The sequence below is a fragment of the Pedobacter miscanthi genome (assembly GCF_003315595.1).
GTDB classification, from domain to species: domain Bacteria; phylum Bacteroidota; class Bacteroidia; order Sphingobacteriales; family Sphingobacteriaceae; genus Pedobacter; species Pedobacter miscanthi.
Genome location: NZ_QNQU01000008.1, coordinates 165,721 through 179,417, shown reverse-complemented (window position 1 = coordinate 179,417; position 13,697 = coordinate 165,721). Strand labels below are relative to the sequence as shown.

Genomic DNA, 13,697 nt, shown 5'->3' with positions numbered 1-13,697 from the left:
TAAATGGCTTTTTCAGCCGGCGAAGCATTCTTATTACGCTAGGTTTGTATGGCTGTCAGATGGTAGCATCTGACAGCTTCAGTATTAAAATTGAATTAAACCAACAAACTTTCAATAGCCAAACGGTAACCTTTTATACCGAAACCGGTTAAAACACCCTGGCAATTTTTTCCTGTCAACGAAACATGGCGGTATTCTTCGCGGGCATAAATATTCGAAATGTGAACTTCAACAACAGGCGTTTTAATGGCTGCAATGGCATCTGCAATGGCAACTGAAGTATGCGTATAACCACCGGCATTAAGCACAACACCATCATAACTGAAACCAACTTCGTGCAATTTATTAATGATTTCGCCTTCTACATTGCTTTGGTAATATTCAATTTCAATCTGGGGATAAACGGTTTTTAATTCCTTAATATAATCTTCAATACTGGTATTTCCGTAGATAGATGGTTCGCGAACGCCCAATAAGTTTAAGTTTGGCCCGTTAATAATTTGTATTTTCATGCTATGTAGTAACGTTAAATGTTGTAACGTTGCAATGTTATAAAAAATCTTAATAAAAGCATGCTTTGGCCATCATATATTAAAGGATTTAAGTCGTATTTAAAGCTGGAAAGGTCGTTATCAGGAAATTCTGTAGAAGCTTATCTGAATGATATCGAGAAACTCAGCCAGTATTTTGCGTCGTTAAATGAGGAGCCAAAACTAACCGATATCACCATAACCGACTTAAAATCTTTTATTTCGTGGTTAAATGAACTTGGTATGCTTGCCAGCACACAGGCCAGGGTAATTTCAGGACTGAAAGCTTTTTTCTCTTATTTACTGCTCGAAGATGTTATTTCCAACGATCCAACCGCTTTACTGGAAGCGCCTAAACTGAGCAGAAAATTACCAGATACGCTAAACATTTACGAAATTAATGAGCTCATTGCCGCAATTGATGCTTCGAAGTCCGAAGGAATGCGAAATAAAGCCATTATGGAAGTACTATACGGTTGTGGCTTACGTGTAACTGAATTAACCGAACTCAGGATTTCCAGTCTTTTCCCGCAAATTGAATTTATCAAAGTAATAGGAAAAGGTAATAAAGAACGTTTAGTACCCATCGGCAGTACAGCTTTAAAACTGCTCGATATTTACATTAAGGAAGTACGTGTGCATGCAAACATTAAAAAAGGAAATGAAGATTTTATATTCCTGAACCGCTTCGGGGCCAAACTTTCACGTATTTCTATCTTTAACCTGATCAAAAGTCTGGCAATGGCTATTGGGTTAAAGAAAACGATAAGTCCGCATACATTCAGGCATTCGTTTGCTACCCATTTAATTGAAGGTGGTGCCGATTTACGTGCCGTACAGGAAATGCTGGGGCATTCGAGTATTACCACAACGGAAATTTATACGCATATAGACAGGGATTATTTAAGGGAAGTAATCACGCAGTTCCATCCGAGGGCTTAGTATAATTTTTTTAACCACAAAGACACTAAAACACAAAGTTAGAACTGACCGTCTCGAGCGAAGTATAATGCAATAGAAAGATCTGCAAAGAGATAGATCTCTCCATTCCACTGCGTTTCAGTCGAGATGACGCCCCCCTGTACCTTATCTATTTGCCATCAAACATCTTACATTTATTGACCATTAAGAAATTAAGGGCATTAAGTTTTGTTTATCGAAAATTTTATGATGGCTGTTCTTGATCATTGAAAATTGATTATTGGTCATTTCATGTCTCATCCATTTTCCATCTTACATCTTTTGACCATTAAGAAATTAAGGACATTAAGAGCGCACTTTTTTAACCATCATATCTTCAGTCTTTCGGACATCCAACATCCGACTTTGGTCCATTTTCCATTTTACATCATCCATTTTACATCTTCGGTCAAATCCCCGCTTTAATCATCCTATCCTTACCCTGCATGTCTTTCCTTAATTCAATATCTATAAATTCTTTATCCTTTAACATTTCAACTGTTTCTTTACCTAAATACTCATTAATTTCGAAGAACAGATGTCCATTGGATTTTAAATTGGTTTTGGCAAAATCAGCTATGGCTTTATAAAATATCAGTGGATTATCATCGTTTACAAACAGCGCAAGATGTGGTTCGTGCAACAACACATTATCATGCATTTCTTTTTTTTCTAAATCTCTGATATATGGCGGATTACTCACTATTACATCAAATTTTTCTTTAGATTGAAATGTTAAAACATCAGCTGTTATAAAATCTATCTCAGCACCTATTCGCTGCGCATTTTGTTTAGCCACCGCTATGGCCTCAGAGGAAACATCCAATGTAGATAGCCCGGCATTTGGCAAATGCTTTTTGAGGGTAATTGGAATACAGCCCGATCCTGTTCCAATATCCAGAATTTTAAATTCTTTAGCTGTAAGCTGCGAACTGCAAACTGAAATAATCCAGTCGACCAATTCCTCTGTTTCAGGCCTTGGAATAAGTACATGTTCATTGACTTTAAAAACCAGACCATAAAAATGAGCTTCTTCTAATATATGCTGAATGGGTTTGCCGATCTGTAAATCATTCAGGATACTCAAAAGCTTTTGCTCGTTAATAAAACTGATTTCAGTATCTTTCTGCATCATCAGTTTATTTGGAGATAACAACAGTACCTGTTCGGCAGCTAAACTAAATAATGACTTAGCTTCTTCCCTGTCGTATAACGGCACTAATTCCAATTTATAATGCTCCTCGAGCGCTCCTATGTTCATGTAACACAAAATTACTTAATTGAGATGATAACAATCTTGTTTTGATAAGGGCATGACTCTTTTTTTACTACTTTTGCCCTAATGAGCGACGAATTTTACATCAAACGCTGTTTAGAGCTGGCCGCTTTGGGTATAGGCAACGTAAGTCCGAACCCAATGGTTGGTTGCGCAATTGTACTGAATGGCAAAATTATAGGCGAAGGTTATCATCAGGAATACGGAAAAGCCCATGCAGAACCAAACGCTGTAAAAGCGGTATTCGATCAATTCGGTGATGAAGCCGAAAACATGCTCAAACAGGCTACAGCTTACGTTAGTTTAGAACCCTGCGCACATTTTGGAAAAACCCCGCCCTGTGCCGATCTTTTTGTAAAACACCAGCTCAAAAAAGTAGTTATTGGCAACAGGGATCCTTTTTCGGGAGTGGATGGCAAAGGAATAGAAAAACTTAAAAATGCCGGTATTGAAGTGCTAAGTGGTATTTTAGATGATGAATGCCGCTATTTTAACCGAAGATTTTTCACCAGGATACAACAGCAAAGACCTTATATTATATTAAAATGGGCCGAAACGGCTAATGGTTATTTCGCAACAAGCGATGGACACCAGAAATGGATCAGCGGTACTTTGGCTAAACGTTTGGCCCATCAGTGGCGCTCGGAAGAAGATGCGATATTGATTGGTAAACAAACAGCCATAATGGACAATCCGCAGTTAACGGCAAGAGAATGGCCGGGCAAAAACCCGGTTCGCCTGGTGATCGATAAAAACCTGCAGGTTCCGCAATCCAATCATATTTTCAATAAAGAGGCAAAAACCATCATCTTTAACGAAATTAAAACTGATGTTGATGATAATATCCATTACATTCAAATGGAAGATATGCATTTCTACCTGGCCCAAAAAATTGCTTTCCAGCTTTATCTGATGGATATACAATCGGTAATTATAGAAGGTGGTGCAAATATCTTAAATCAGTTTTTATCTACCGATCTTTGGGATGAAGCACGTATCTTCACGTCTGCAAACAGCTGGTTAGATGGTATTCCTTCACCTTCCATAAACGGAAATCTGAAAGAAGAAACCCAGGTTGGAAGCGACAAACTCTCTATCTATATAAACGACATAACTAAATGATTTACATTGTTTTAAGCATTTGTTGTAGTGTTACAGTTGCTATCTTACTAAAATTAGCTAAACGGTACCAGATCAGCATTATACAAGCCGTAACCATAAATTACCTGGCCGCATTAACCTTATGTTTTTTCTTTTTTAAACCAGACGTAAAATTGGTTACCCAAAGCGCACCATGGCCAATCTATATTGCTTTGGCAGTGCTGTTACCCTCTATATTTTTACTCCTTGCTGCATCGGTTAAAAGCCTAGGCATAGTTAAAACCGATATTGCCCAACGGTTATCATTGTTCATTCCTATTTTAGCAGCTTATTTTATTTTTAAAGAAGATTTCAATAATTTTAAAATCATTGGTCTCATCATTGGTTTTGCAGCAATTATCTTAACTTTTATACGTAATTCAGCTAAAAAAACTGATAAAGGAAACCTGCTATATCCCATAATGGTTTTTGTCGGCTTCGGCGTAATTGATGTCCTTTTTAAACAAATTGCACTTTACAAAGAACTGCCTTATACCACCTCACTTTTTACTGTTTTTTGCCTTTCATTTGTGGTATCATTAATCATCGTAATCGCTATGGTAATTTCGGGCAAGATTAAATTACAGCTGGTAAATGTAGCCTGCGGACTGATTCTGGGTTTCTTTAACTTCGGGAATATCCTATTTTACATGAAAGCCCATAAAGCACTGGCAGAAAACCCCTCCACGGTATTTGCAGCAATGAATTTGGGGGTGATCATTGTAGGAACGCTGATTGGTGTAATCGCTTTTAAAGAGAAATTAAGCAAATTGAATTATGCAGGCATAGTTTTAGCTATTGCTGCCGTTATTTTCATTACATTATCGCAAAATGCTATTCGATGATTCATATAAAACCATCGAAAGTGCCTCAGAAGGCATATTTCGTGATAAGGGCAGCAAGTTTCTTGCTTATGCCTTTCCGATCCGTAGTGAAGAAGAAGTAAAACCAATTATCACTAAACTCCGTACAGAACACCCTAAAGCGAACCATTTTTGTTACGCTTACCGTTTAACTCCAAACCGTTCTGTTTTTAGGGTAAATGATGATGGAGAACCTTCTGGCACCGCCGGCAGACCAATCCTCAACTGTTTGCTATCGGAAGATATTACCAATATTTTGATCGTTGTGGTACGTTATTTCGGAGGTACCTTACTTGGTGTCCCAGGTTTAATTAATGCCTACAAAAATGCTAGTATTGAAGTCATTAAAGCGTCTAAAATTGTAAGTAAAACTGTTAATGATGTTTATGAAGCACATTTCGATTACCTGCAGATGAACGATGTAATGAAACTGAGCAAAGAGGAGAACCTGCAGATCCTGGCGCAACAGTTCGACACCAGTTGCATCTTAAAATTCGAAGTCAGAAAAGCACAACTCAATCAGGTTTTAAGTAAATTTGATAAAATTGAAGGGATAAAATTAAAATACCTGAACACCGTTTAACGAAACACTAACGGGTGTTAAAATCAACGACCACATGTGAAATACCGTGTGGAAGAATAAAAAATATAAAATCTGCGGCGATCAGCAAAATCTGCGGCAACAACAAAACCAAATATGAAAATATCCGAAAGCGACTTAATCATCAATCCTGATGGCAGTATATACCACTTAAATCTTTTGCCGGAAGATGTTGCCGAAACCGTAATTACCGTTGGCGATCCCGACCGCGTTGGCGAAGTGAGTAAATATTTCGATCAGATAGAATTTAAAAAAGGTAAGCGTGAATTTATTACGCATACAGGTTTTGTAGGTAAGAAACGGGTTACCGTACTCTCAACAGGCATTGGTACAGACAATATCGATATCGTTGTTAATGAGCTGGATGCTTTGGTAAACATTGATTTCGAAACCCGTGAAGTAAAAAAAGAGCTTAGCTCCTTAAATATTATCCGTATAGGTACATCTGGCGCGGTGCAGCCGGATATTCCCATGGGAACAATATTAGCCTCAACACATGGCCTGGGAATGGATGCCCTGATGAATTATTACCTCCAACAATTATCGGGAGATGAACAACTTTTAATGGCCGATGTAAAAGCTCATTTTGGACACCTTAAAAACATTAATCCTTATTTAACCGCAGCAGATGAAACCCTGTTAAACACCATCGGCAAGGATATGCACCAGGGCATTACGATTACCGCTCCTGGTTTTTATGCACCGCAAGGGCGAATAGTTAGGGCGAAAAATGCTGTTCCTGATTTTATAAGTTTGATCAACAGTTTTAGGAGCAACCAGCACCGCATTACCAACTTAGAGATGGAAACTGCAGGAATTTATGCTTTGGCCAAAGTTTTGGGACATAAAGCACTTTCTGTAAATGCCATCCTGGCAAGTCGCGTTAATTTTGAATTCAGCACCAACCCCAATAAAATCGTAGAAAAGGCAATCAAAACGATACTCGAAAGGATTTAACCAATGCCAGGTGCTAACTGGCTCATCAATACAATATAAAAAAGGCCCGATATTTCGGGCCTATATATTTTATGCAGTTGGTATAGTTTCTTTTACCAGTTCATTTCCTTCCGCATCCAGATAGGTGCAGCTCATTTCTTCCAAATCAGTTACCCATTTTTCTACACCGGCATCAGCTGCCTGTTTGCAAAAGGTAAAATAATTAGTTTCGCCCTGCTGGTGTATTTTTAAAGCATGTTCCAGTTTCCCGGCAGCAGATTCATCATTGATACTTAAAGCCGGATATCCTTCAGGACTTACCTGTAAAGCATTGTCTTCATCGTCAAAATAGATCGATAAACCGCTACTCACATAAACATCATTTCGCTTAACACCCAATTCCTTAATTTCTTTTATAAACTGAGGGAAATCTGCACCAGTTTTAATTTTCGATTCGGCGGCCTGGATGTTTTCGATGGTAAACATAATTATTTATTTAATGAAACTTTGTAAATGGTTGTTTGTGTATACAGATCTTCTGGTTTTAAAACCGTACTTGGAAACGCCGGAATATTAATGGCATTGGGATGATGTTGTGTTTCTACACAAAAAGCACCATAATTCCCATAATCCCTTCCACCCTTACCATTTTTTACATCTAAATATTTAGAGGTGTATAAATGTGCCACAGGTTCTGTTGTATATACGCTTAACACTAAACCGCTTTCTGTCTCAATTGTTTTCGTTGCAAGCGATAAATCGCCATAAATCTTATCAAGCACAAAGGTTTGGTCGTAACCTTCTTCCGGATCCCAGTCTTGCCCTATTGGTTTTAATTTGGTAAAATCAAGCGCTGTTCCTTCAACGGGAATTAATTTACCTGTTACCGAATAATTATCGTCCTGTTCCAGGTAATTCGATGCAAAAATCTGCTGTTTATGGTCTTTAATGTTGCCGCCGTTCGGTGCCAGGTTAAAATAACCATGATGCGTTAAATTAATCGCCGTAGCCTGATCGGTTTCTGCCTCGTAACTTAAAATCAACTCATCATTTTCAGTCAGTTCGAAAGTAAGGTCGATAATCAGGTTGCCCGGGAAATTTTCTTCACCATCAACGCTTTCGTATTGTAATGTAACCGATGATTGAGGTCCTTCGCCAACCTCAACAATATCCCAAACTTTTTTATCAAAACCTTCTATACCGCCATGTAAAGTATCCGTTCCGGCATTTTGTGCCAGTTGATAGTTTTCGCCATCAATAGTGAAATTTCCATTTTTAATACGATTGGCATAACGGCCAACCACTGCACCTAAATAAGGATAATGGGTTAAATAAGCCGGATCAAGATACTCTTCAAAAGTATCGAAACCAAGTACGATATCCTGTTTTTCACCTCTGGCATTTTCGACAATAAATTTATTGATGATTGCACCATAATTGAATATTTTAACATAAGTACCTTTACTATTAGTTAGTTCGATTGCGATAACTTCTTCGCCATCAATAATTTTTCCGGTAGGTATTTGCTGAACGCTCATAAATTGTAACTTAGTGCTTTTGTTTCCTAAACAAACATACTATTATTAATGATTTTAATAAATATATTTTAGCCAAATGAACATTAACCTCGAGGAAAAATTTGCTGCCCGTTACCATAAAAATGCCGATGCTGTTTATTTCACCCCCGGCCGGGTTAACCTCATTGGCGAACATATCGATTATAACGGCGGCTTAGTGATGCCCTGCGCCATTACCCTGGGAACCTGGGTGGCCATTGCCCCTAATAATGAAAATAAACTCAGGTTTAAAAGCTTAAATTTTGAAATTGAAACAGCAGTTGAAAGCAACCGCGTGAATCAAAAAGATGGTGGCCTTTGGACCAATTACCCCATTGGAGTAATTAACGAATTTATTAAAGATGGAAAGGAAATTCCCGGACTCGATTTCCTTTTTTATGGGAATATCCCGATCGGATCCGGCCTCTCCTCTTCAGCATCAATCGAAATTGCCACAGCTTATGCTCTGAATAATTATTTTAATCTGGGTTACGATAAACTGGAGCTGGTGAAAATTGCAAAACGTGTTGAAAATGATTTCATTGGTCTTAACTCCGGCATTATGGACCAGTTTGCAGTGGCTTTTGGAGAAAAAAATAAAGCCATTGTATTGGATTGCGAAACCTTAAAATATAAAATGGTAGATGTTGATCTGGGCAATTACGTTCTGGCTATTATTAATACCAATAAACCACGCGAGCTGGCCGATTCTAAATACAACGAACGTGTAGCCGAGTGCCAAACTGCATTGAAACAACTTAATGAAGAAATTACCCTCCATTACCTTTGCGAGCTAAATGCCGAAAAATTTGCACTGCATAGTCATTTAATTACCAATGAGGTGATTTTAAACCGTGCAACCCACGTGGTTAAAGAAAACGACCGTGTACATTTGGCTGCAAAAGCTTTAAACAGCGGAAACCTGGAAGAATTTGGTCGTTTGATGTATGCCTCGCACGAGTCGTTAAGAACTTTATACGAAGTAAGCGGAAAAGAGCTCGATGCGGTAGTCGATTTTTGTATAACTTATGAACATGTAATCGGTGCCCGTATGACCGGTGCCGGATTTGGTGGTTGCGCAATTGCTTTATTGGAAAAAGGTTACGAAGAAGACTTTGCTAAACACTTAACAGATTATTACATAGATAAAATTGGTTATCCAGCTGCAATTTACATCAGCGAGATTGGTAGCGGTCCATATTTAACCACAGATACGCACAGATAAACACAGATTCGACATTATGCCTCATCGGTGTATCTTCTTATCAGTGTAATCACTTTTAAAAATAATGAGAAAATTAAAATTAGACGAGTTAAACCGTCCGGATATTGAAGAATTTAAAGCACAGGAAAAATTACCTGTTGTAGTGGTTTTGGATAATGTGCGCAGTATGCACAATGTGGGTTCGATATTCCGTACCGCAGATGGCTTTGCTTTAGAAAAAGTAATCCTTTGTGGTATTACTGCACAACCGCCACACCGCGAAATAGAGAAAACAGCTTTAGGTGCTACACAGTCTGTTGATTGGATCCATTATACTGATACTTTACAGGCTGTTGATGCCCTAAGAGAGCTGGGCTATGAAATTGTTGCCATTGAACAAGCAGAAAACAGTACCATGCTGAATACTTTTCAACCAGACTTTGATAAAAAATATGCGCTCATCTTTGGAAACGAAGTTGATGGTGTAAGTGACGAAGTAATGGCGAAAATTGACGAGTGTATCGAAATTCCGCAATTTGGAACCAAACATTCTTTTAATATTGTTATTTCTGCAGGGATTGTTTTTTGGGACTTCTTTGCTAAATTGAGGTTGTAGGTCCGGGCAGTTTATCAACAGCAAAAAGCACGGAAACCGTTCGAATACGCTTAGGATGACAAAAGGCTCGACAATAAATCAATGGTTAATTCCATTAATCCTCTTACATCATTCCTATTAATCCATGTCGCTGTGAATCCGTGGGCTGATCTTTTACCTCAGAAACCGGACTATTTAAACAAATAAAAATGGAAAATCCACTTCTAAAAAAACTCCAGATAAAACCTGGGCATACTGTAAAGGTTATTGATGCGCCAAAGGATGCAGCTCTAATATTTGGTGATATCCCGGCTGATGTGATTTTAAAATACGATGGAGAAACCAATTTTAATGCATTGGTTACTTTTACGCTGAGCAAGGAACAACTTAATCAGCAAATTAAAAGCAACATCAGAAATTTAGATGCAAAAACGATTTTTTGGGTATTTTATCCAAAGAAAACTTCAAAGATTAAATCCGATCTCGATCTGATGAAAAGTTGGGAAGAACTTAATACTTTTGGCTTAACACCCTGCGCATCCGCAGCAGTTAATGAAACCTGGACAGGATTAAGATTAAAATTTATTTCTGAAGTAAAACCTTCCGGGATGAGAAACGACCATATTAAAACCAACGAATATGGCGGTTACATCGATCCGGTAAATAAAATAGTCAATCTCCCTGATGATTTAAAACTGCTTTTAGAAAATCATCCCGCTGCTTTAAACTATTTCAATCAACTCGCCTACAGCCACAGAAAGGAATATGTACTCTGGATATTATCTGCCAAACAGGAGAAAACCCGTGTTGCCCGGATTGAGAAAACTTTAGAGATGCTACTCAATAATAAGAAAAATCCGTCAGACAAGTAGAATTTAAGCTACGCAAACATTAACTCAAAACCAAATCTGTACTGAATACTATACAAAAAATACCCCCATTTTAATTCTTAAGTAACTTTTTTGTGAAATTATTTTAACCCGCTAAAACTCTGATAACATGCTATTTGAATGAAAAATATTGCTTTTGGCAAGATTTTTTCTTAGTCAGTGCAAAACAGTACGACATAAAAACTGTTAAGACACTAATATTTATAAAATAGAAGAACATGAATACGAGAATTACAAAATCAACAATGTTGGTTGCATTATTAGGGTTATCATCACAATTATTTGCACAGGAAACACCAACTACTACCAGTACAACAGGCCGTTTCTCTCCTACCGAATTCCGTACCTGGAGTATCGGTGTACACGGAGGTTTATTAACACCAAGAACAATTTTTGGCAATTCAAACCATCAGTTTCAAACTCCGGTTGAACATATCGGTTACGGTGGTTACATTAAAAAACAAATTTTACCTCAATTGGGTATCCAAGCTGATTTCTTAGCTGGTAAGGTTGAAGAATTAAGATTTGCTACCGGTGTTGATGCAGCAGGAAATACTACTTATGCACCAAACACAGGTTACAAAACAAACATGCAATGGTCTGGAGCTTTATCTGCGGTATGGAACGTTGCTAACATTAACATCAACCAGGAAAACGCAGTTTTAATTCCTTACTTAAAAGCAGGTGCTGGTTACATGTCATCAGGTGCTACTACAACTCCAACTAACACGGTAGATGCAGGTTATTACAGAGAAGGTTGGTTTGTGCCAGTTGGTGCCGGTGTTAAATTAGGAGTTGCCAAAGGTATCAACATCGATTTAGGTTACGACGTAAATTTTGTTAAATCGGCTAAATTTGATGGTGTTAACATTGGTGCAAATGATAGATTTGCTTATGCACACGCTGGTTTAGAATTTGCTTTAGGAAGTAAAGACAAACCTCAGTTACAAAACTACAGCTCATTAGCTAACTTGCGTAAACAAAGCGCTGAAGAAAGTTCTGAATTAAGAAGAGCATTATCGACAGCAGAGCAAAATGCACAACGCGATAGAGAGCAATATGCTAAAGATTTGGGCGATGATGATAATGATGGTGTAGCAAACAAATTCGACAAATGCCCTGGAACTGCTTCAGGAACAGTTGTTGATGGTTCTGGTTGCCCGATCAAAGTTCAACGTGAGGTGATTAAAGAAACAAGAGTTATTACCGAAGAAGACCGTAAAGTGGTTAAAGATGCGATTTCTAACTTAGAATTTGATTTAGGTAAATCGACTATCCGTTCTAAATCTTACGCTACTTTAAACCGTGTTGCAGCTTTATTAGTTGAGAAAAACTTTAGCTTGAAATTAGCTGGTCACACAGATAACACTGGTGGCAGAGAATTAAACTTACGTTTATCTAAAGACAGAGCTGAATCAGTAAAAGCTTACTTAGTATCTCAGGGTGCAAATGCATCACGTATTGAGGCTACAGGTTACGGACCTGACCAACCAATTGCAACTAACAAAACTGCAGCTGGTCGTCAACAAAACCGTCGTGTAGAGTTTACTTTATACTAATCGTAAATAACGGTTAACGAAAAAGCTCCCCAGATTAATTTCTGGGGAGCTTTTTTTGTATGATGATTTATAAAAACGCGTCCTCCTGAACTTGTTTCAGGATCTTCCTCGCTATATAGACCCTGAAACAAGTTCAGGGTGACGATGTGCAAGACAATTCGCGGGATAATATATTTCCTATGACAATCCTTTTTTCTTTTTATAGGTCATCTTTGCTTTTGTACCTGCGCTGTAATTGTAATTTTTTAAATTACTGGCTTTCTTTTCGTGAAAAGCTGCCCCGCGCTCACTTTCTTCATCATCTTCGCCCGCTTTCTTTTTCTTTGGTTTAGCAGCAGCATCAACCACCTTTAAATCTTCCGGCAGTTCCATTACTTCCAGTTTCTGCCCGATGGCCTGTTCGATTTTTTTCACTTCAATCAGTTCGATATCAGTAGAAAAAGTAATGGCCACCACTTCTTCTTCTCCATGTTTTACGATACGCTGGATTAGAGTTTCTTTCTGCTCAGGCAGCTCCAAGTGCAAAATAATCGGAATTCCATCAATATTTAAATCACCAAGATTTTCATTTGCTACGATTAAAACCCTTGCATCCGGATTATCTTTAAAGTCTTCAATATCATCATATCCCTTATCATCAAAAAACAATGAGCGGTAAATGCTAATCTCGCCTTCTTTATTATGATTGAAGTTTTTATATACTGTTTGTGCCGTTAGCCTCGTATTTACAAAAACCACTACTTTATCAAAAAGCTCGGTATCATTTAATAATAAGGTAAGCAGGTTTAGTTTTGTGCGGAAATTAGGCACCTGATATAACATCTGGGGATAAACCTCAGCCTGCTTTTCGCCAATTTCGTCTACTTCAACCATTGCTGCAGAATCTTTCATAAAAGGAGAAATCATGTGGTTTAATTTCTCATGAATTACTTCGGTAAATACCACATGCTGCGATTTGTAGGCACTATTTGCCAATTCTACAACCGGAAGCTGCAAACCTTTTTTTACGATCAGTTCGGCGTTATCAACAATAAACAACTGGATTTTATTGGTATTTAATGCCAACTTCAGGTATAATGCACGCGCCCTATCCGGAACCGCCACTATAATATCGCAGCCATCAGTAATTTCGTTCATCTGTGCATCAACCGCGCCACGGCTGTCTATTCCTAAAATCCTGAAGGTACTGTTGCGATTCAATAATTTAAACTGCTCCAAAACATGATCTACATGTTCGGCATCAGGTACTAAAATCAAGGCCCTTGGTGCTTCTTCAAAAGCGTACTTCAGTTTCATTAAAGTAGCTAAAACGTAGGTTGTTGTTTTTCCCGACCCCTCCGGCCCCACTGCTATAACATCCTGACCACCTAAAATACGCGACATGGTTTTGGCCTGGATTTCTTTTGGCGTCAAAAATCCGGCATCTGTCATGGCCGCCACAAGTGGTTTGCTAAGTTTTAATTTATCTAAAGACACAGTTCCTGTTTTAATGATTAAAATGCAAATATCCTTAAAATAATTAGCTTTTCTGAAATTGAATTTAAAGCTGGCCTGATGAATTCTTTTGGCTGTAGGAAATTTTAAACT

General features: G+C 38.0%; 14 protein-coding genes. 9 read left to right on the top strand and 5 right to left on the bottom strand.

The window, feature by feature from the left end:
* Nucleotides 1-95: 95 nt before the first annotated feature.
* The gene (aroQ, locus tag DRW42_RS11130; RefSeq protein WP_113948905.1) at nucleotides 96-512 is read right to left on the bottom strand and encodes a type II 3-dehydroquinate dehydratase; all 417 of its coding nucleotides are present in this window, start codon (nucleotides 510-512) and stop codon (nucleotides 96-98) included.
* A gap of 60 nt (nucleotides 513-572) precedes the next feature.
* Between aroQ and xerD the strand changes: the two genes are divergently transcribed.
* On the top strand, nucleotides 573-1,472 hold the full coding sequence (xerD, locus tag DRW42_RS11125; protein ID WP_113948904.1) for a site-specific tyrosine recombinase XerD: 900 nt from the start codon (nucleotides 573-575) through the stop codon (nucleotides 1,470-1,472).
* 427 nt (nucleotides 1,473-1,899) lie between these two features.
* Here xerD and prmC read toward each other — a convergent pair whose 3' ends face one another.
* Complete coding sequence (gene prmC, locus DRW42_RS11120) at nucleotides 1,900-2,751, bottom strand: peptide chain release factor N(5)-glutamine methyltransferase (RefSeq protein WP_113948903.1); 852 nt, start codon at nucleotides 2,749-2,751, stop codon at nucleotides 1,900-1,902.
* An 81-nt stretch (nucleotides 2,752-2,832) separates the two neighbouring features.
* Here prmC and ribD point away from each other — a divergent pair, with 81 nt between their 5' ends.
* The 4 genes from ribD to DRW42_RS11100 all read left to right on the top strand — a co-directional run bounded on the left by ribD (nucleotide 2,833) and on the right by DRW42_RS11100 (nucleotide 6,327).
* Nucleotides 2,833-3,888 carry a bifunctional diaminohydroxyphosphoribosylaminopyrimidine deaminase/5-amino-6-(5-phosphoribosylamino)uracil reductase RibD gene (gene ribD, locus DRW42_RS11115; RefSeq protein WP_113948902.1) on the top strand — a complete coding sequence of 352 codons (1,056 nt, stop codon included), beginning with the start codon at nucleotides 2,833-2,835 and terminating at the stop codon, nucleotides 3,886-3,888.
* Nucleotides 3,885-4,751 (top strand): DMT family transporter, encoded by an 867-nt coding sequence (locus DRW42_RS11110; RefSeq protein ID WP_113948901.1) that lies wholly within the window; start codon nucleotides 3,885-3,887, stop codon nucleotides 4,749-4,751. The genes ribD and DRW42_RS11110 overlap by 4 nt, the downstream gene beginning before the upstream one ends.
* Nucleotides 4,738-5,352 carry an IMPACT family protein gene (locus DRW42_RS11105; RefSeq protein ID WP_113948900.1) on the top strand — a complete coding sequence of 205 codons (615 nt, stop codon included), beginning with the start codon at nucleotides 4,738-4,740 and terminating at the stop codon, nucleotides 5,350-5,352. Before DRW42_RS11110 ends, DRW42_RS11105 begins: the two co-directional genes overlap by 14 nt.
* Before the next feature lie 114 nt (nucleotides 5,353-5,466).
* Entirely contained in the window at nucleotides 5,467-6,327 is an 861-nt protein-coding gene (locus DRW42_RS11100) for a nucleoside phosphorylase (RefSeq protein ID WP_113948899.1), read from the top strand.
* Between the two features lie 69 nt (nucleotides 6,328-6,396).
* Here the strand turns inward: DRW42_RS11100 and DRW42_RS11095 are convergent, their stop codons facing one another.
* Nucleotides 6,397-6,792: a DUF1398 domain-containing protein gene (locus DRW42_RS11095; RefSeq protein WP_113948898.1), complete on the bottom strand. Its 396-nt coding sequence runs from the start codon at nucleotides 6,790-6,792 to the stop codon at nucleotides 6,397-6,399.
* A 2-nt stretch (nucleotides 6,793-6,794) separates the two neighbouring features.
* Nucleotides 6,795-7,844, bottom strand: a complete 1,050-nt coding sequence (locus tag DRW42_RS11090) for an aldose epimerase family protein (RefSeq protein WP_113948897.1) — start codon at nucleotides 7,842-7,844, stop codon at nucleotides 6,795-6,797.
* A gap of 76 nt (nucleotides 7,845-7,920) precedes the next feature.
* On the opposite strand from DRW42_RS11090, the gene DRW42_RS11085 reads away from it, so the two are divergent.
* The 4 genes from DRW42_RS11085 to DRW42_RS11070 all read left to right on the top strand — a co-directional run bounded on the left by DRW42_RS11085 (nucleotide 7,921) and on the right by DRW42_RS11070 (nucleotide 12,110).
* Nucleotides 7,921-9,087 carry a galactokinase gene (locus DRW42_RS11085; RefSeq protein ID WP_113948896.1) on the top strand — a complete coding sequence of 389 codons (1,167 nt, stop codon included), beginning with the start codon at nucleotides 7,921-7,923 and terminating at the stop codon, nucleotides 9,085-9,087.
* Nucleotides 9,088-9,151: 64 nt separating this feature from the next.
* Nucleotides 9,152-9,682 carry an RNA methyltransferase gene (locus DRW42_RS11080; RefSeq protein ID WP_113948895.1) on the top strand — a complete coding sequence of 177 codons (531 nt, stop codon included), beginning with the start codon at nucleotides 9,152-9,154 and terminating at the stop codon, nucleotides 9,680-9,682.
* Between the two features lie 188 nt (nucleotides 9,683-9,870).
* On the top strand, nucleotides 9,871-10,533 hold the full coding sequence (locus DRW42_RS11075; RefSeq protein ID WP_113948894.1) for a YdeI/OmpD-associated family protein: 663 nt from the start codon (nucleotides 9,871-9,873) through the stop codon (nucleotides 10,531-10,533).
* Nucleotides 10,534-10,769: 236 nt separating this feature from the next.
* Complete coding sequence (locus tag DRW42_RS11070) at nucleotides 10,770-12,110, top strand: OmpA family protein (protein ID WP_113948893.1); 1,341 nt, start codon at nucleotides 10,770-10,772, stop codon at nucleotides 12,108-12,110.
* Between the two features lie 177 nt (nucleotides 12,111-12,287).
* Here DRW42_RS11070 and DRW42_RS11065 read toward each other — a convergent pair whose 3' ends face one another.
* Entirely contained in the window at nucleotides 12,288-13,586 is a 1,299-nt protein-coding gene (locus tag DRW42_RS11065) for a DEAD/DEAH box helicase (RefSeq protein WP_113948892.1), read from the bottom strand.
* Nucleotides 13,587-13,697: the final 111 nt, after the last annotated feature.

Bases quoted from the DNA above. Each gene is read 5' to 3' on its own strand.
- DRW42_RS11110 (WP_113948901.1), top strand. From the start codon at position 3,885: ATGATTTACATTGTTTTAAGCATTTGTTGTAGTGTTACAGTTGCTATC.
- DRW42_RS11080 (WP_113948895.1), top strand. From the start codon at position 9,152: ATGAGAAAATTAAAATTAGACGAGTTAAACCGTCCGGATATTGAAGAA.
- DRW42_RS11105 (WP_113948900.1), top strand. From the start codon at position 4,738: ATGCTATTCGATGATTCATATAAAACCATCGAAAGTGCCTCAGAAGGC.
- DRW42_RS11100 (WP_113948899.1), top strand. From the start codon at position 5,467: ATGAAAATATCCGAAAGCGACTTAATCATCAATCCTGATGGCAGTATA.
- DRW42_RS11095 (WP_113948898.1), bottom strand. From the start codon at position 6,792: ATGTTTACCATCGAAAACATCCAGGCCGCCGAATCGAAAATTAAAACT.
- ribD (WP_113948902.1), top strand. From the start codon at position 2,833: ATGAGCGACGAATTTTACATCAAACGCTGTTTAGAGCTGGCCGCTTTG.
- DRW42_RS11090 (WP_113948897.1), bottom strand. From the start codon at position 7,844: ATGAGCGTTCAGCAAATACCTACCGGAAAAATTATTGATGGCGAAGAA.
- DRW42_RS11070 (WP_113948893.1), top strand. From the start codon at position 10,770: ATGAATACGAGAATTACAAAATCAACAATGTTGGTTGCATTATTAGGG.
- prmC (WP_113948903.1), bottom strand. From the start codon at position 2,751: ATGAACATAGGAGCGCTCGAGGAGCATTATAAATTGGAATTAGTGCCG.
- xerD (WP_113948904.1), top strand. From the start codon at position 573: ATGCTTTGGCCATCATATATTAAAGGATTTAAGTCGTATTTAAAGCTG.
- DRW42_RS11085 (WP_113948896.1), top strand. From the start codon at position 7,921: ATGAACATTAACCTCGAGGAAAAATTTGCTGCCCGTTACCATAAAAAT.
- aroQ (WP_113948905.1), bottom strand. From the start codon at position 512: ATGAAAATACAAATTATTAACGGGCCAAACTTAAACTTATTGGGCGTT.
- DRW42_RS11075 (WP_113948894.1), top strand. From the start codon at position 9,871: ATGGAAAATCCACTTCTAAAAAAACTCCAGATAAAACCTGGGCATACT.